Genomic DNA, 17,644 nt, shown 5'->3' with positions numbered 1-17,644 from the left:
GTCGGTAAGTCGATATATTCGAAAAAACGCCGATATAATTCAAGTTGCGCCGATATATTTCGAAAAACGCCGATATAATTCAAGTTGCGCCGATATATCCGGAAAATCGCCGATATAATTTCACTTACCCCCAAAAGCGGAACTGTTTGTAAAACTATGTCGATAATAATCAGAAAAATTAGACGAATCATTAAAGGACAATGTCTACTTATGGACGAAATGATAGATTTATGAAAGAGAAAAGGGGGAAATTGTTGGCATGTACATGACGATAGGGAGAATATTTGATTTATCTGTTGGTAAGTATCCGAATAAAGAGGCGTTAGTGGAACCAGAAAAAAATATTCGCTGGACGTATAAACAGTGGGATGAGCAAATAAATAAAACGGCGCATGCTTTATTAGAAGAAGGGGTAAGAAAGGGCGATACGGTATCTGTGTACTTATATAATTGCCGTGAATTTGTAAACGTTTACTTAGCCTGTGCAAAAATTGGAGCGATCTTTAACCCAATTAATTTCCGCTTAAAAGCAAAAGAAGTATCTTATATTCTTCAGGATGCATCCTCGAAAGTCGTTGTTTTTGAAAAAGCAGTTGAGCCAACTGTCGCTATCATTGAACGAGATTTTCCAAATTCGTCTTTTTGGTATGTAGAAGACGATACACCTTCTTATGCAAGTTCTTACCATGAAAAAGTGAACGCAGCATCTTCTAAGAAAATAGATATCGAAATTAATGAAATGGATTATTGTTCGATGCTGTATACAAGCGGTACGACAGGTCATCCGAAAGGTGTATTACATCGTCATCGCGAAATGGCTGAGCATAGTATGATTTGTACGTATTTCCTAAAATATAATCGAGATAGTATTGGGCTTGTTGTAGCGCCGTTATATCATTGCGGTGAGTTGAATGCTGGAATTATACCGCGCATTCAAGTTGGTGGAAAGAATGTTATTTTACATCATTTTGACACAGAAACAGTATTACATACAATTCAAGAAGAGAAGATTACGACGTTTTTTGCAGCGCCGACGATGTGGAATATGCTGTTGCAAAAGGATTTAACGCAGTATGATTTAACGTCAATGAAGATCGGTATATACGGCGGGGCTGCAATGGCACCAGCATTAGTGAAGGAATGTAAAGAACGTCTTTATATTGATCTTGTACAAATTTATGGAATGACAGAAATGGGACCTGTTGTTGCATTTCTCGTAGAAGAGGATCAAATTACGAAAGCAGGTTCAGCAGGAACACCGTGCTTTAGTCATGAAATTCGAATTGTAAAACCAAACGAAGATGCACCGGCAGAACCAGATGATGTATTGCCTCCTTATGAAGTAGGAGAGATTATTTTGCGCGGTCCAACTATGATGGCTGGTTATCATAACCGAGAAGAGGCAAATGCAAAATCGATGTATAAAGGGTGGTATCACTCTGGTGATTTAGGTTACTTCGATAAAGACGGCTATTTATTCGTCGCAGATCGCGTGGATGATATGGTGATTAGTGGTGGCGTTAATATTTATCCACGTGAAATTGAAGATTTTCTCCATAGTCATCCTGGTATATTAGATGTTGCGGTGCTTGGTGAGCCAGATGAATTATGGGGAGAACGTGTTGTGGCAGTTGTTGTAAAGAAAGATGAAACAATTACAGAGGCTGATTTAGAAACGTATTGTAAAGAAAGTGATGAATTAGCGGATTATAAACGTCCACGTCATTATTTATTTGTGGATGAACTGCCTCGTAATGCGAGTGGGAAATTACAGAAGTTTGTGCTTAGAGAGTCTTTAAAAGGGGCAAAAAAATAGAAAGTGGGGGATGCCCACTTTCTATTTTTATTTACGTGAAAACCCTTCTTCATCAAGGTATTCCGCAGCTTCTGGATAAGAGTTAAATGTACCGTCTAAATTTACACCAGCGTACACGTTCCACATATCGTCCTCTGAGATAAGAGTAAGGATATGACCGTCTTCGTTCTGCCATTCTTCTTCTTTCGCAGGTTCTGCAGGAATTACTACTTCTTCTTGTGAAAGTAATTCAATTGATTGCTCGATTACTGAGCGTAATTCATCTGCTGAAAATTCGCGGATGTTAACCATACCTTTATCATCCGTTTTGTAACCTTTAATACCACATGCATATACAAATCCGTTTCCATTTGGATGTAAGTGATAAACAACGTTCTTTTTATCTAAACGACTTTCTTCAAAGTGAAAGTTCACACGTTTTAATGATACGTTTTTTCTTTCTAATTCAGGGAAAGATTCAATAATCGATAATTTTTCTTCAAAAGTTAGCATAGTGCCTCCAAATATATAATAAAAGATTTAATTTGTTCATTATAACATAGTTATAATGGTTTCCAAAGATGCGATAGGTACTTGTAATTGAATGCGTTTCCGTCACGATACTGTAAAAAGTGGACTAACGAATGTATCTATTTAGGTGTACAATGGAAAATGGACTTTATATGAAGGTGGTTATTATATGTTTCAAAAAATAGCAAAGGAATGTTTAGCGGGTTTTACTGTTGCAATTGTTGCGTTGCCACTTGCCATTGCATTTGGTATTGCTGCAACGGGAACGTCTGAGGGAGCACTAGTCGGATTGTATGGTGCAATTTTTGCAGGTTTATTTGCGGCGTTATTTGGTGGTACACCTGGGCAGGTTACAGGGCCAACTGGACCAATTACGGTTATCGCAACGGGGGTTATTGCGACGCACGGATTAGAGGCGAGTTTTATAGCATTTATGATGGCGGGACTATTTCAAATTTTATTCGGTGTATGTAAGCTTGGCTCGTACGTTCGTTACATTCCGTATCCTGTCGTTTCAGGATTTATGAACGGTATCGCATTAATTATTATTTTAGGTGAAATGAAACATGTGCAAAATAGTTTTCTACTCGTCGTATTAACGATTATTGTAATGATTGTTTCCGGAAAGTGGATTAAGGCAATCCCATCTAGTTTAGTCGCATTAGTAGGTGTGACAGCTATGCTTCCTTTATTTTCTTCTGCGTTAGAAGGGCTTACAGTGAGGTTACCGGTTATTGGAAATTTGTCATTAAATATGGTGATTGAAAAGATTGGGACGATTCCAGAAGCGATGCCAACGCTTCATATTCCATCTTTAAGTGGAACAGGCGTAGCAGAACTTGTTTTACCAGCGCTTAGTATTGCTTTATTAGGATCGATTGACTCATTGTTAACATCGGTCGTAATGGATAACGTGACGGGGACACGTCATAAAAGTAATAAAGAACTTGTCGGACAAGGTATCGGTAATATGATGAGCGGATTGTTTGGCGGATTAGCAGGGGCAGGTGCGACTGTACGATCTATCGTTAATATAAGAAGTGGCGGTAAAACGGCGCTTTCAGCAAGTATGCATAGTGTTATATTATTTATTTTCATTATGGGACTTGGATCAGTCGTGCAATACATTCCGCTTGCTGTATTGTCAGGTATTTTAATTTTAACTGGTATTGGCATGTTTGATTGGGAAAGCATGAAGAAAATGCATGTAGCGCCAAAGGGTGATGTCGTTGTTATGCTCGTAACGATGATTGTCACAGTGAAGTTTGATTTAATGATCGCGGTTGCGTTCGGTATTATTCTTTCATTCATTATATACATGGTGAAATGTAAAGAACGTAAAGCTTCTATTGTAAAAGAAAAGGAAGCAACATATAAAATTAAGGGCCCACTTTCGTTTTTAACAGTGGATCGTGTTTTTTATGCTTTACAAGACGTAAAATCTCCGGTTGTTTTACGTATGAAAGAGGCACACTATATGGATGTGTCAGGAGCTATGGCGTTATTGAATTTCATTGAGCAGTCGGATAAATCAGGATTGAGTGTGACGCTAGAGCAAGTGCCTGCTCATATTGAAAAGACGTTAGTAACGATGGCGAGTAAAGAACAGAAAGATAAATTACTGTTTGTAGAAGCTGATGTTATGTAAGGAAATGCCCTCATATGAGGGGGGGGTAATATCCTTATATCGCAATATTTCGCGATTATTGACATTTATTAATCTTAGCAGTATAGTAACATTTTAGATTAGCAGTATGCTATTGTAATAAGTGTAAGAATTTTAAGATTTCTTTTCGATAAAAAGAAATCGCTTTAAGCTGGAGGGAATATTTGATGTACAAACAGTTACCACATGGAGTAAAAGTCGGGATTACACGTTCAATCGTTGCTTCTTTTGAGAAGTATATGAAGGAAATTGAATGGAACGAAGAAAAGTTTGACATACAACAATTTGTTGAACAGTGGAAACAATATTTATATACAAAATCAACTTGGATTAATAAAGTAGATGACAAGTTGAAAGAACATCCAGATTTCCATCAAGCGTTAGCAGTAAAAGTGAACGAAAAAATTAACGAGCTTGTTAATGAAGAGCCGACTGAAGAGCAATTAAAAATTTTAAAAGATCACGAAGTACACAATATAAATGATTTTTGTAAGTTGGAAGCAGCGTATCATATTGAACGTTTGTAGTTGAATTTTTACATAAGAAAACACGTCGTATTCATAAACGGATACGACGTGTTTTTGATTACTCGATTAGCGAGTAATGAAGGTTATTGCGGGATAAACGCTTTCCATTTAGATAAATCGATTGGCTCTTTTGATACTGAGTCAGCAGGGAATGTAAAGGTCCAAGGTTTTGTAGAATTGGCCTTAATTTGAAAATCTTTTAATACAAATATTCTTTCCGCAACAGTAGATTCAGAGCGATCTGAAATATGCAATGGAAGTTGCTCAAGGGTTATATTTTTGTTATAGCCATTACGAATTAAAATAGTTGCATTCAAATCTCCGTTTTCTTCTACAACAGCGTTTAGCCCTCGGAGGTTGATTTCATCTTCTTCAGGTGGATCTAGGTTAGCAATAATTTCTTGTAATTTCATTATTGCACTTTCAGGTAGCTTTTCTTGCCATATAGGATCTAAATCTAATGAATGTTTTCCTTGTAATTCAAATACTAGTTGCCAATCTTCATTTGATAGCGTTGCTTCTGTAATTGAATTTTCTTCAAAGACGAAAGTCCAAGGCATATTTACATTTGATGGGATTCCTTCTAAGTGTGATAAATCAAATGTTTGGCGTGCGCATGTTTCTCCATTTTTATTTAATAAAGATAGAGTAAGAGTTTCAAATTGAATTGGATGCTTTACACTACTACGAATGAATGTAGTAATATAATAAGCATTTTCATGTTTTTTACTTTCAATTCCGGCTAGCGAAATTTGGTTTTCTTGTAAGGTAGGCAAAGATTTATGTAAAAATTGATAAATATACTTTTGTTCTTGTGAAACTTCATTCCAAGAAGGATGGAAGTATAAGTTCGGTTTTACGTTTTTTGTATTATTGCTATTTTCTTCGGTTCCTAATAATTGAGAACTCGAAATTACAGAGTCTCTACCTTTTTTTCTTGCCTTTTTTAAAAATGATAGCATGTAATTCACCTCATTATATATTTTGTGGGACAGTTATATATCTTGCTAAATATAAAGCAACCTCTTTTTCAAAATGGCTAAATGTGTGTAAAAAGATTTCAAAACCTTCTTTTTGATAAAGGCGCGCCGGATCTTCTTGTTGGTATTGTCTTAAGCCAATACCTTCTTTTAAGTGCTGCATTGCACTTAAATGGCTTGTCCAACCAGAATCAAGGAAGTGAAGGCTAATTTGACGTAATACTTGTTGTGCATCTGCATCACTTTCTAAAGCGTTAACACGCTCTATATAACTTGTAAGAGTATCTTTTAATAGCTCTTGTAAGTCCTCAGCAGAATGAACGTTATTAGCAGATAATGCTGGAATTTCTTCGGTAGATAAAACTGCTTTTAAATCTTCTACTAGTCTAGTGAAATCCCACTCTTCAGGAAGCATTCCTTCTAATAAATGATCTTTAGCAATTACAGTTAGTGTATTTTTGATCATTGGAATGACAATCTCTATCATATTTACTTCTTCGTTTAAAAGGTTATTACGAAGTTTGTAAACTACATTTCGTTGGTCGTTTATGACATCATCTAATTTCAAGTTGTATTCACGCATTGAAAAATGACTGCCTTCACAAATTAATTGTGTACGGTTTATTAAATCATAAATTTTATTGTTTAGAATTAAACCGTTCTCATCAATTTTAAGTGACTTTTTTAACTTCTCGACATCTTCACCTGCGTAGCGTTGTATCATTTCATCTTCTAATGAAAGGAAGAATTGGGAACTTCCGGGATCGCCTTGTCGGCCAGCTCGCCCTTTTAACTGATTATCAACGCGGCGAGATTCGTGTCTTTCTGTTCCGATTACATGTAAACCGCCAAGTTCATGCACACCTTTTTCTAATAAAATGTCTGTTCCACGTCCTGCCATATTTGTAGCAATTGTAATTTTCCCTTTTTTTCCGGCTAGGGCAATTAAATCAGCTTCTTGCTCAGCACTTTTTGCATTTAATAGTTGATAAGGCAAATTTGCTTCATCCAAGTAACGTGCAACTGCTTCTGATTGAAGGATGGACATCGTACCAATTAAAATAGGGCGTTCTTTCTTATGTATATTCATTACTTCTGCACAGACAGCTTTATATTTTGCGTCGGCTGTTACATATACGACGTCTTTTTTATCTTCACGAAGTATAGGACGATTCGTTGGAATTGAAATAACTTCCATATTGTATACGCGGTTAAATTCTTTCTCCTCTGTTTTTGCAGTACCTGTCATACCGGATAAAGCTGGATACATACGGAAGAAGTTTTGAATAGTAATAGATGCTTGTGTTTGATTCTCGTCTGTAATCGGTAAACCTTCTTTTGCCTCCAGTGCTTGATGCAACCCATCGCTTAAAGAGCGGCCATCCATAATACGTCCTGTGAAAATATCAACAAGCATAATTTTTTCGTCTTCGACAATATAATCGACGTCTAGTTGGAAAGCTACATGTGCGCGTAATGCTTGAATCATATAATGATATAAAGTTTGATGCTCTAGATCATATAAGTTATCAATATCAAATAAATCTTCAATTTTTGTAATTCCATCTTCTGTAAAGTTACATGCTTTTGTTTCCGCATCGTAAGTGTAATGCAAAGTGTCTTGGAACGTTTTCATTACCTTTGCACATAAATGATGGAAATCGGAGCTGCTTGATTTTTTCCCAGCGATAATAAGCGGGGTTTTAGCCTCGTCAATTAAAACGCTATCAATCTCATCAATAATTGCAAAGTGAAATGGGCGCTGTACTTGTTCGGCTTTAGATGATGCCATATTATCACGAAGATAATCGAAACCAAACTCAGTACCGATTCCGTATGTAATATCAGCTTCATAAGCGCGTTTTTTATCGATAGATTTCATTTGTGACATATTTAATCCAACTGTTAATCCAAGAAACTCATGAACTCGTCCAATTAATTCCTTATCACGCTTTGCTAAATAATCATTTACTGTAATAACGTGAACGCCTTTTTTTTCGAGAGCACGTACGTAAGTAGGTAAAGAAGAAACGAGAGTTTTTCCTTCTCCTGTAGGCATTTCAGCAATATTTCCTTCTAGCAATACAAGACCACCGATTAACTGTACATCGTAGTGACGAAGGCCAAGTACTCGTTTTGCAGCCTCTCGAACGACAGCAAATGCTTCTACCTTTATATCTTCAACTGTTTTTCCATTTTGTAACATATGCTGGAAAGTGACAGTTTTTTGACGTAATTCATCATCTGATAATGTTTCCATTACAGATTCTAATTGATTAATATCATTCACAATTTGTTCATAATTTTTAATCTTTCTTTTTTGTGAATCTCCCAATAGTTTCTTGACCGAATTCAGCATTCTTGTAACACTCCTCTTACTGACAATAGATACATTATAGCATAGTTATACTAGAAAAAAGTAGAAATGGAAAGTGGTAGGGGATGTGTGTAAAAGAGTTATGTGAGTAAGGATACTTTTGTTTTGTTGTAAAAAAGAAAGTATTCAATATATAAGAAATTTGGTATGATGATTTAATGAGATAGAATATGGTCTCTATAATTCAAAACAATACGCTTAAGAATATATGTATAAAAGAAAAGAGAAGGTACATGAATAAGAAGTTTGTAAAAGGTGCAGCAATTTTAACAATTACAACTTTTTTGTCGAAATTGCTTGGTAGTTTTTTTCAAATTCCGTTACAAAATATTGCAGGAGATGAAGTGCTTGGTATTTTTCGCCTTGTATTTCCTGTATATATGATTGCCCTTACCTTATCAGTAGCTGGTGTCCCATTGGCAATTTCAAAATTGATTGCAGAGTTGAATGAAAAAAATAAGCAGAAAGAAATTGCGAAATTATTTAAATCGGCATCAATTATAGGGATGGTATTTGGAACATTTGGATGTCTAGTGATCGTGTTATTTTCTACTGAAATTGCAAGTATGCTTGGTGGACAAGAAACGAGGGTGCCCTTACTGGTTACGTCATTGGCTTTACTCGTTGCACCATATATGGCAGTTTATCGAGGGTATTTTCAAGGATTCGGTGATATGAAGCCGACAGGGATATCACAAGTCATTGAGCAATTTGTACGAGTATTTTTTATGTTAATCATCGCTTATATATTAGTATATTGGAATGAAAGTAGTACTATCATTACTAGTGGGGCCATGGTTGGATCTTTTCTTGGGGTAATAAGTTCACTTATATATTTACGTATGACGTACAATAAAAGTTCATACCGATATAAGAGCAACTCGTATTCACTACAAGATTTGAAAAAAGATGGAAAGAAAATATTGCAAGTATCTATTCCGATTGCTATTGGAGCTTTATCCATGCCGCTTTTAAATTTGGTGGATTCGCTAACAGTACCGCACGTGCTGCAAGGATCGTCAGCCGAAATTCAATCGCAATTTGGTATATATAGCCGCGGTTCTGCATTTACACAATTAATTGTTGTTTTCGCAAGCGCAATTGTATTTCCATTAATACCATTATTAACGTCTGCACTAGCAAAAAAAGATATGAATTTAGCAAAAATGACAGTCCAAAATACGAACTCACTTATGCATGTGCTAACAGCCCCATTAACAATCTGGTTAATTGCATTAGCGGTTCCGTTAAATGTGGGATTGTTTACAGATGCGAAAGGAAGCAGTATGTTAGCTGTTATGATTGGTAGTTCGTATTTCACATCGGTTATGGTATTATCAATAGGAGTTTTACAAGGAATTAACCGCTCTGCCCAAGCTGCGTGGATTGTTATCGGTGCAAGTTTTGTGAAATGTTTATTAAACATAGTATTAACAAAAAAGTTTGGTATAGATGGAGCGGCGTATAGTACATTGATTATATATGTGTTAATCTGTATCGTAAATCATCTGTACATTCGAAAATATCTTTCCTATTCTGTTCACATAGGAAGATTTTTTATTGTAATAGGTGTATCTTGTATTTTAGGATTCGGACTATATGAACTATCTACTATAATAGATGTTACATCTTCAAGAATTATTGCGTTATTATATAGTGGCGTAGCACTTGCTATTGCAATCATTTTGTATGCGGTATGTGCTTTGAAATTAAACTGGATATCAAAAAAACAAATACCATTTTTGAAAAAATAAATATAGAACTACGAAATGTAAGGATTGGAATTCGGACGGGCTTATTGTGATGATGCTTTTTTAGGTAAGGAGTTGGTGCCAATAATGGATGAAATGGTTGGTTACCAAATGTTGGAGGAGATTAAGAGTGCGGTTAGTTTTATCAGGATATTATGGTTTTTATAACGTTGGAGACGAAGCTATTCTACAATCGATTATTGAATCGTTACATAAAGAGAATCCGAATATTGAACTCGTTGTGCTGTCAAATGACCCTGACTATACAAGGAAAATGTACGGAGTAGAAGCGGTGGATCGTTGGAGTATCAAATCGGTTTATGATGCAATAAAAAAAAGTGACGGACTTATTAGTGGCGGAGGGAGCCTCCTCCAAGATAAAACGAGTGTAAAAAGTATTTTATATTATACGGGTATTATGGGGTTTGCTCGTATGTTAAAAAAACCGTATTACATTTATTCACAAGGAATAGGTCCGATTACAAAAAGGCATAATCGACTATTAGTGAAATGGCATTTGTCGAAAGCGACATATATATCAGTTCGAGATGAGGATTCATTTTTATACTTAAAGGAACTTGGCATGAAAAGGGATATTGAACTTGTTCCAGATCCAGTTTTAACATGGAAACGAAAAAAACAATCAGATTGGCTACAAAAACATTCTTTGCATGGGAAAATAATTGCAGTGAGTGTGCGTCACTGGAATGCAAAAGAAGATTATATAAAAAAGTTAGCGATAGCTTTAAAAAAATTAAAGCAAGAAGGATACCAAATTTTATTCGTCCCGATGCATGGTCCGTTTGATCAAAATGCTTCGCGTGATGTAGTGGATTTAATGGGAGAAGAGACGTATATGCTTCCATATAAAATGGATATTGATGAAAAAATATCTATTTTATCAGAGTGTTCTCTTTTAATTGGTATGCGTCTTCACGCCCTTATTTTTTCGGCTGTCGCGAAAACACCGATGGTTGGAATTTCATACGATCCAAAAATCGATTCATTTTTAAGACAAGTGAATCAACCGGTTATAGGAAGTGTGGATGGAGACTGGAGTGCAGAAGATCTATATAAAATTGCGAAGAGGCAAGTGATGCAACATGAAGAGATACAGCAATCTCTGCAAAGAAGAGTAGATGAGCTGCAACTGCAAGGAGAACAAGCGGCTAAGAAAATTATTTATCATATAGAAAAAAACACTCTACAGAAAAAGTAGAGTGTTTTTTGTTAGTGTATTTATTTACGCCCTGAATCTTTCTTTTATATATTGTGTAACGAGATAGACACCGTAACCTTGTATGATCATAAACGTCGGGATGATAAAGTAGCGATAGCGCGATTGAATTTCAATGAAGAAGTGCACGCCTGCGTAACCTAAAATTAATAATGAGAAGAACAGTAACGTTTTATTTCGTTGTTCTTTTATCGTTTTGATAGAAGCTATGCAAGCGAATATGCAAATGCTTACGTAACATAATTTTTCTAACGTCCACAGTAATTTTGATAATTCGGGTTTTGGATGTCCTTCTAATCCCCAATAAATGGCTGCGTCATAATCTCCCCACATAATTTTAAATTTATCTTTGAATAACAATAATAGTTGTCCTTTATCAGAAGTTCTTTCTTTAATGAGCTGTTTTTCAATTTCGAAACGTTCCTCGCCAATTGGATATTGAAAAACAAGTTTATGGTCAGGGAAAGAAAATCCACCTGTTGTTTCAGGGTTGAATCCAACTACAAATTTCCAATAAGGGTCTCGACTGGATAATGGATATTGTGTAACCCCTGTAGCAATTAATGAATAGCTAAAGATGAAATGCACGATATAATAAATGCCAATCATACCAATGAGCTTTGATACAACCATTTTTTTATTCAGTTTCTTATCACCAATTATATGAGTGATAAGTAAGAAAAGAATGAGAGCTAGTAAAATAACAATACCAATTGGTCTCATAATATCGCCAAATGCAATAAGAATACTAACAAATATCCACGTATATGAATGCGAGATTCCTTTTTTTACGAGAAGATAAAAACCACCGTAGAATAGAAATGTTGCGAGATGCTGATTTGTTAGTACAGAAGTCATCATAATGTTAGGAATGTACGTTGCGAAAATAAGCGCGGCAACTCTACCGCTAAATTCGTTAAATAGATGTGTAGCTATGCGATATATAAAGTACGTAATACCAGTGCAGTATAGTATGTTTAATAATTTAATTGCTAGTACACCTTCGCCAAACAATTTGATCACACCAGCTTGGTACATTGTAAAGCCTAATTGATATACCCAAGTAGTAAAATATGCTTTGTCCGCGAATGAGAAATTGTTATTTGCAGCATCAACGGCGCCGTTATACATTTGTGCGAAATCTTGTACGACATTTGTTTGAACTGTTAACACCCATGTAAGACGAAGTGTGAATGCTAGTAGACAAATAAATATGATAAATTGTGTTTGAGTGAAAAACCGATTCACGATGATAGACATGAATATGATCCCGATTAGAATGACTATAAGTGCCACTATAAGGAAATAGGGATGATCGTACTTCGGTTCAGTTATTAAAAATTGCAATGAGTATATAAGAGTCATTACAAAAAATAACAATGTTAATATTTGCAGTGATTTAAATGCAAATGCATATAATCTAGGCATAATGATCCTCCGTAGTATGTAATATCTTTGTAGTTATTTCTATATAAACAGAAATAACTACGTCATTATATCATAAAGGATTTCGCGGTTGTAAAAGGAATGGAGTCTATAGGAAGATTAGTAGGATATATAATATTTCGATATAACAAAATACTTATTTTAAAAAGGTTGTATGCTAATTTTTGTTTATCATGTTTATATAATTAGTATATAATCGATGTTGGAATGATAAATTCGTAGATTACGAGGAGGATTACATAACCGTGAAAAAATTTTCAAAAGGTATTACAGCAGTTGCATTAACGGGGGCATTCCTTTTAACGCCTATTTCAAGTTATGCAGCGAGTGATGATATTACAGGTCATCTATTTGAGCAGCATATGCGTACTCTTATTAATAAAGGAATCATGTCAGGGTATGGAAATAATGTATATTTACCTGACAAAGAGATAACGAGAGCAGAGTTTGCTACATTAGTAGCAAAAGCCCTGCAACTTCCGCAAGCAGATTCAAATTTTAATGATGTGCCAAAATCATATGGCTTATATGACGGCGTAAGTAGAGCATTCGGAGCGGGAATTATTAAAGGGCGTAGTCCTGAGACTTTTGCACCAAATGATGTGATTACACGTGAAGAAATGGCCGTAATGGTAAAACAGGCGCTAGATTATAAAAAGGTTAACGTAACTGTAAGTCCGCTTACATTTGCTGATACGAATCGTATTAACTATAAAGAACATGTACAAGTTATGGTAGCTACGGGGATTATTAAAGGTTATCCAGAAGATAATACGTTTAGACCGCATTTATCAGCGACAAGAGGTATGGCTTCAGCGATGCTGAACTTAATGCTTGATAAAATTGGTAACAGCGGAGGAGAAACGCCTGTAGAAACAAAGAATTATGTATTGTTAAATGACGCAGGGAAAATAGTAGAGCGTTACACTACATACAAAGAAGCTGTTACAGCTGCGCAAAATAAAGGCATCAATGCAGTGAAGTATGAAAATGAATACGTATGGATTAAAGATGGCTTTGCAAGTGCGAAGCAAATTTCTGGAGATACAATTAATGTGTACGGTGATAATTTACAAACAGTATATACGTACATTCAGTATGGAACGGAATTTAAAGTGTTAGAAGTTGGAGAAGATCGTGTGAAAGTACAACTCTCTGATTTAACAGGTTATGTAAAGAAAAATGAAGTCACGTTAATTCCTGAAAATGAAATGAAAAAGTCATCTTATTACGTAAAATCAGATGGATATTTATATCACAGATATTTCACGTATAATACAAGTTCACCTGGATATACAGAATATAGATTTGGTGCAGCCCCTTCGTTCATGAAGCAGGGACAATCAATGTATAGTGTAGATGGAAAAACATTCGGAAATGAAACGTTTTACCAATATTTTAATTACGTATCATTACGTACGAAAACAGAGTACACGGCAGAACAGTTAGATAGTTATATAAAATCAGTTAAAGCAGATTCTCCATTAATCGGTTTAGGTGCGAAATTTAAAGAAGTAGAAAGCAAGTATAATGTAAATGCATTATTCCTATATTCATTAGCAGCTCATGAGAGTGATTTTGGGACAAGTAGGCTTGCACGAGAAAAAAATAATTTATTTGGCTTAAATGCAACAGATAATAGTCCGTTTGGTAACGGTTTAACATTTAATTCAAAAGAAGATTGTATTGAACATGCGGCAAAAGTATATATGAATGAAGGATATTTAAATCCAGGTCATTGGCGTTATACTGCAACATATACAGGTGATAAAGCTAGCGGTTTAAATATGAAATATGCATCTGATGCAAACTGGGGTAAAAAAGTAGCAGGGCATATGTTCCGTTTTGATTCGTACTTAGGTAAAAAAGAGTACAACAAATATAAACTTGCTCGTGTAACGAATAAGGTGGAAGCGAAAAAAGATCCTCGTACGTCGAATGAAAGACTGTATAACTTAGCGGCAAATAAAGTTGTTACGATTACAGGCGAAGAAATGATAAATGGACAAGCATGGGTTAAAATCATTTCTGATGATCCTGCTGTAAATGAAGCGTATGTTGTAAAAGAAAATGTAGAGTACGTAAAACACTAATAAAGAACAAATAAAAAATGCCATATAATAATATTTATATGAATATAATACCACTTTATAGAAATTAATAACAAATAATTCGACAAAATAATAAAAATAAAGCGCATTATTGTCGAAGGTTGTCGATAATTTTAAAAAGTATAAATTGTCATTTCATTTATATTATGTGCTATAATGCTATTTGTATATTAAATAAAAACGATGTATATACGTTTACACATTAGAAAAGTTGATAAATATATAATTCGACAAACATTATAAATTTGTCGAATTATGCGATAAATAATTCTTTTAAAAAAAAGAATTATGACGTATTATATACATGGTTTAACTTTTTGGAAAAAGATAGTATTTATTATGGCTGATAAATTACTATTCTTCAAAAAGTGTTTGTAAATTAATATATGTATTTAGTAAATCACTAGTTTTTCAAATACATATTTCTAAAGCTAGTATTATATTTCTCAAGGAGGAAATAAATCAATGGCAAAAAATAAGTCTTTTAACAAATTAATGGCTGGTACAATGACAGCTGCAATGGTAGCAGGAGTAGTAGCACCAGTTGCTACAGCAGCAGAAGAGAGTGCATTTAAAGATGTTCCTAAAGGACATTGGTCTGCAGATGCGATCAACTCTATGGCTGCAAAAGGTATTATCGTAGGTATTGGTGATGGCCTATTCGGATTTGGCGACGATGTAACTCGTGCTCAAGTAGCTACTTTCATGGTAAAAGCAAAAGGTATTGAACCTGGTTCAACGAAAACTCCATTCACAGATGTACCAGAAAGCAGCATTTATGCTAAATTCATCGCAGCTGCTGAAGCTAACAAAATCATGGCTGGTTTAGGCGACAATAAATTCGGTCCAGACGAGAAATTAACTCGTGCACAAATGGCACAGCTTCTTGTTAACGCATACGGTTTCAAAGCTGATGAAAACAACAAAAAATCTTTCAATGACATCGACGGTTTACCTTGGGCAACTGCAAAATCTTCAATTGAAACTCTTGCAAGCTTAGGTATCGTAGCTGGTGAAGGTGAAGGTAAATTTAATCCAAACGGTGTTGTAACTCGTGAGCAAGCTGCACAGTTCATCTACAATGCTATGAACTATCACCCAGAAGTAAAAACAGAAGCTAAAGTTGAATCTGTAAGTGCAATCAACGCTCAAGAAATTAAAGTTACATTCACAAACCCAGTAAATGAAAAAACTGCGGTTAACGAAGCTAACTACATTTTCAAACAAAATGGATCTAATTTAACAGCTGTTGATTTTGAAGGTGAAGCTGGTAAAAAAGGTGTTCTTTCAAAAGACGGTAAGAGCGTAACTTTCAAATTAGTAGCTGACAAAGCATTTGCTAACTCTGACAAATATGCAGTACACTCAACTACAGGCGTATTAGGTGCTGACTTAAAACCTGTAGAAAAATATCTTGATACAGAAAAAACATTCTCTGACTCAAAAGCTCCAGAATTATTAGGTGCACGCGTTGTTGGTAACGCAGTTGAATTAACATTCAACAAACCAGTAAAAGAAACTGCTGACGTTAAAATTGACGGCGTTAAAATCGAAGGTGTAAAAGTTGCAAGTAAAACACCAGGTGTATACACTTTAACAACTGCTACAATTGCTGATAAGGGAATCTTCGCAAAAGGCGATCATGAAGTAGTTGTATACGATGCTGAAGATACATTACGCGTAAATGCTAATAAAGCTTCAATCTTAACAACAAAATACACTGTATCTTCTGATACAACAGCACCAGAAGTGAAATCAGTTAAAGCTATTAACAACCGTTCTTTCAAAGTTACATTCTCTGAGCCATTAAGCCAACACCCTGAAGTAACTGTGAAGAAAGGTAACTACACATTCCCAACAGCAGCATATGATACTGTAGGTGGTAACGGTGTAGTACAATTTACAATTGATCCACAAGATGCAACTTCATACATCGTTTCTATTAAAGAAGATGCAAAGGATGCTCGTAATCCATTATATGCAAGTGGTGAGAAGAACGTTGACTTAAGTGTTAACCTTAAAAACTTCAAAGATACAGTAAACTTACTTGGTAAACCAGTTGATATGAGTGTTTCTTTAACTGAAGATACTGCTACACCAAAAGTATCTACTGATAGCTTAAACAAAATTGAAGGTAATAACTTACTAGTTAAGTTCAACGGTAAAATTGTTGTAAATAATAAAGACCAAATCGTAGTACGTGACAAAGATGGCGTAGTTGTAACATCTGAAATCACAACTGTTGGCGATGTATTAAACATTAAGCTTGCTTCAGCAGCAAAAGATGAGCCTTACACAGTAGAAGTAAAAGCTGGTGCTGTTAAGTTTGCAAAAGATGAGAACTTAGCTTCTTACTCTGTAAACACAAATAGCAACGTTGCATTTAATACAACTGTTTCTACATCAGGTATTGTAACACCTGTCGTAGAAAAAAATGCTGACATTATTTCAATCGAAGGCGATGTAATCACTGTAAATTACGGTCAAGACATGAGCGGTAACGCGAAAGATGTAGAGAACTACAAAATTGACGGTAAAGCATTACCAGCAGGTACAACTGCAGAGTTCGTTGGTAGCAAACAAATCGTTAAGATTTCTTTACCTAAAAATTATTTCGCAAAAGCTCAAGATGCTAAATTTACAATTAGCACAAACGTATTAACTTCTTCTGGAAGCAAAGTAGTAGCTAACGCTCAAACAAAAGCTCCAGTTGAAAAATTAATCAACTTCGCTGATAACACAGCTCCAAAATTAGCTAGCGCTGTTTATGTGAAAGCTACAAATGAAGCTGAAGTTTCAAATACAATCAAAGTTACATTTGATGAAAACATTAAAGAGTTCCCTGCAGATGACGCTCAATTTATCAATGACTTAAAAGTTGTTGTAAATGGCAACAATGCAACAGTTAAAGGTATTAAGCATGGCGGCGAAAAAGAGAAAAACGTTGTTTACTTAACAACTGAAAAAGATCTAAACGTTGCTCAAGCTGCAACAATTAGTGTAGTACCAAAAGGTGCATATAACCCAGAAATCAACATTACAGATGCTGCAGGTAACAAGTTATCACTTGGTAACGTAACTGCATCAACGGCTGTAGTTGCTAAATAATAATAAATAGTATATCTGTTATTGATGAAAATCCCTTGTAGGAAATTTCCTACAAGGGATTTTCTATATGATTCAGTTATTTGCGAGCAGGAGACTTATGCTGTTTGATTGTTGC

General features: G+C 35.1%; 11 protein-coding genes. 7 read left to right on the top strand and 4 right to left on the bottom strand.

Features of this window, described 5'->3' with window-relative positions; all coding sequences use genetic code 11:
- Positions 1-259: 259 nt before the first annotated feature.
- Positions 260-1,816 carry a fatty acid--CoA ligase gene (locus PDQ33_RS07140; protein WP_061131398.1) on the top strand — a complete coding sequence of 519 codons (1,557 nt, stop codon included), beginning with the start codon at positions 260-262 and terminating at the stop codon, positions 1,814-1,816.
- A 27-nt stretch (positions 1,817-1,843) separates the two neighbouring features.
- On the opposite strand, the gene PDQ33_RS07135 is transcribed toward PDQ33_RS07140, so the two are convergent.
- Positions 1,844-2,308, bottom strand: a complete 465-nt coding sequence (locus PDQ33_RS07135) for a hypothetical protein (protein ID WP_270755215.1) — start codon at positions 2,306-2,308, stop codon at positions 1,844-1,846.
- A gap of 187 nt (positions 2,309-2,495) precedes the next feature.
- Between PDQ33_RS07135 and PDQ33_RS07130 the strand changes: the two genes are divergently transcribed.
- Positions 2,496-3,974 (top strand): SulP family inorganic anion transporter, encoded by a 1,479-nt coding sequence (locus PDQ33_RS07130; RefSeq protein WP_071741499.1) that lies wholly within the window; start codon positions 2,496-2,498, stop codon positions 3,972-3,974.
- 185 nt (positions 3,975-4,159) lie between these two features.
- Positions 4,160-4,519 (top strand): hypothetical protein, encoded by a 360-nt coding sequence (locus PDQ33_RS07125; protein WP_061131401.1) that lies wholly within the window; start codon positions 4,160-4,162, stop codon positions 4,517-4,519.
- A gap of 83 nt (positions 4,520-4,602) precedes the next feature.
- On the opposite strand, the gene PDQ33_RS07120 is transcribed toward PDQ33_RS07125, so the two are convergent.
- On the bottom strand, positions 4,603-5,481 hold the full coding sequence (locus PDQ33_RS07120; protein ID WP_016716591.1) for an accessory Sec system S-layer assembly protein: 879 nt from the start codon (positions 5,479-5,481) through the stop codon (positions 4,603-4,605).
- 13 nt (positions 5,482-5,494) lie between these two features.
- Positions 5,495-7,858: an accessory Sec system translocase SecA2 gene (gene secA2 / locus PDQ33_RS07115; protein WP_016716592.1), complete on the bottom strand. Its 2,364-nt coding sequence runs from the start codon at positions 7,856-7,858 to the stop codon at positions 5,495-5,497.
- Between the two features lie 251 nt (positions 7,859-8,109).
- Here secA2 and PDQ33_RS07110 point away from each other — a divergent pair, with 251 nt between their 5' ends.
- On the top strand, positions 8,110-9,630 hold the full coding sequence (locus PDQ33_RS07110) for a putative polysaccharide biosynthesis protein (protein WP_016716593.1): 1,521 nt from the start codon (positions 8,110-8,112) through the stop codon (positions 9,628-9,630).
- A 127-nt stretch (positions 9,631-9,757) separates the two neighbouring features.
- Positions 9,758-10,846: a polysaccharide pyruvyl transferase CsaB gene (csaB, locus tag PDQ33_RS07105; protein WP_062822271.1), complete on the top strand. Its 1,089-nt coding sequence runs from the start codon at positions 9,758-9,760 to the stop codon at positions 10,844-10,846.
- 24 nt (positions 10,847-10,870) lie between these two features.
- On the opposite strand, the gene PDQ33_RS07100 is transcribed toward csaB, so the two are convergent.
- Positions 10,871-12,292: a glycosyltransferase family 39 protein gene (locus tag PDQ33_RS07100; RefSeq protein WP_270755209.1), complete on the bottom strand. Its 1,422-nt coding sequence runs from the start codon at positions 12,290-12,292 to the stop codon at positions 10,871-10,873.
- Positions 12,293-12,555: 263 nt separating this feature from the next.
- Here PDQ33_RS07100 and PDQ33_RS07095 point away from each other — a divergent pair, with 263 nt between their 5' ends.
- Together PDQ33_RS07095 and PDQ33_RS07090 are read left to right on the top strand one after the other, a co-directional pair.
- Positions 12,556-14,403, top strand: coding sequence for an S-layer homology domain-containing protein (locus tag PDQ33_RS07095; protein WP_016716596.1), 1,848 nt, complete (start codon positions 12,556-12,558; stop codon positions 14,401-14,403).
- A 483-nt stretch (positions 14,404-14,886) separates the two neighbouring features.
- Entirely contained in the window at positions 14,887-17,529 is a 2,643-nt protein-coding gene (locus PDQ33_RS07090) for an S-layer homology domain-containing protein (protein WP_270755207.1), read from the top strand.
- Positions 17,530-17,644: the final 115 nt, after the last annotated feature.

It is taken from the genome of Bacillus cereus group sp. Bc031 (assembly GCF_027716265.1).
GTDB lineage: Bacteria > Bacillota > Bacilli > Bacillales > Bacillaceae_G > Bacillus_A > Bacillus_A paranthracis.
The sequence above is the reverse complement of the archived record's forward strand: the minus strand, read 5'-3'. Positions and strand labels throughout refer to the sequence as shown.

What these genes read in the sequence shown, in the direction of transcription:
- PDQ33_RS07140 (WP_061131398.1), top strand. Translation starts at nt 260, where the DNA reads ATGTACATGACGATAGGGAGAATATTTGATTTATCTGTTGGTAAGTAT.
- PDQ33_RS07135 (WP_270755215.1), bottom strand. Translation starts at nt 2,308, where the DNA reads ATGCTAACTTTTGAAGAAAAATTATCGATTATTGAATCTTTCCCTGAA.
- PDQ33_RS07130 (WP_071741499.1), top strand. Translation starts at nt 2,496, where the DNA reads ATGTTTCAAAAAATAGCAAAGGAATGTTTAGCGGGTTTTACTGTTGCA.
- PDQ33_RS07125 (WP_061131401.1), top strand. Translation starts at nt 4,160, where the DNA reads ATGTACAAACAGTTACCACATGGAGTAAAAGTCGGGATTACACGTTCA.
- PDQ33_RS07120 (WP_016716591.1), bottom strand. Translation starts at nt 5,481, where the DNA reads ATGCTATCATTTTTAAAAAAGGCAAGAAAAAAAGGTAGAGACTCTGTA.
- secA2 (WP_016716592.1), bottom strand. Translation starts at nt 7,858, where the DNA reads ATGCTGAATTCGGTCAAGAAACTATTGGGAGATTCACAAAAAAGAAAG.
- PDQ33_RS07110 (WP_016716593.1), top strand. Translation starts at nt 8,110, where the DNA reads ATGAATAAGAAGTTTGTAAAAGGTGCAGCAATTTTAACAATTACAACT.
- PDQ33_RS07100 (WP_270755209.1), bottom strand. Translation starts at nt 12,292, where the DNA reads ATGCCTAGATTATATGCATTTGCATTTAAATCACTGCAAATATTAACA.
- PDQ33_RS07090 (WP_270755207.1), top strand. Translation starts at nt 14,887, where the DNA reads ATGGCAAAAAATAAGTCTTTTAACAAATTAATGGCTGGTACAATGACA.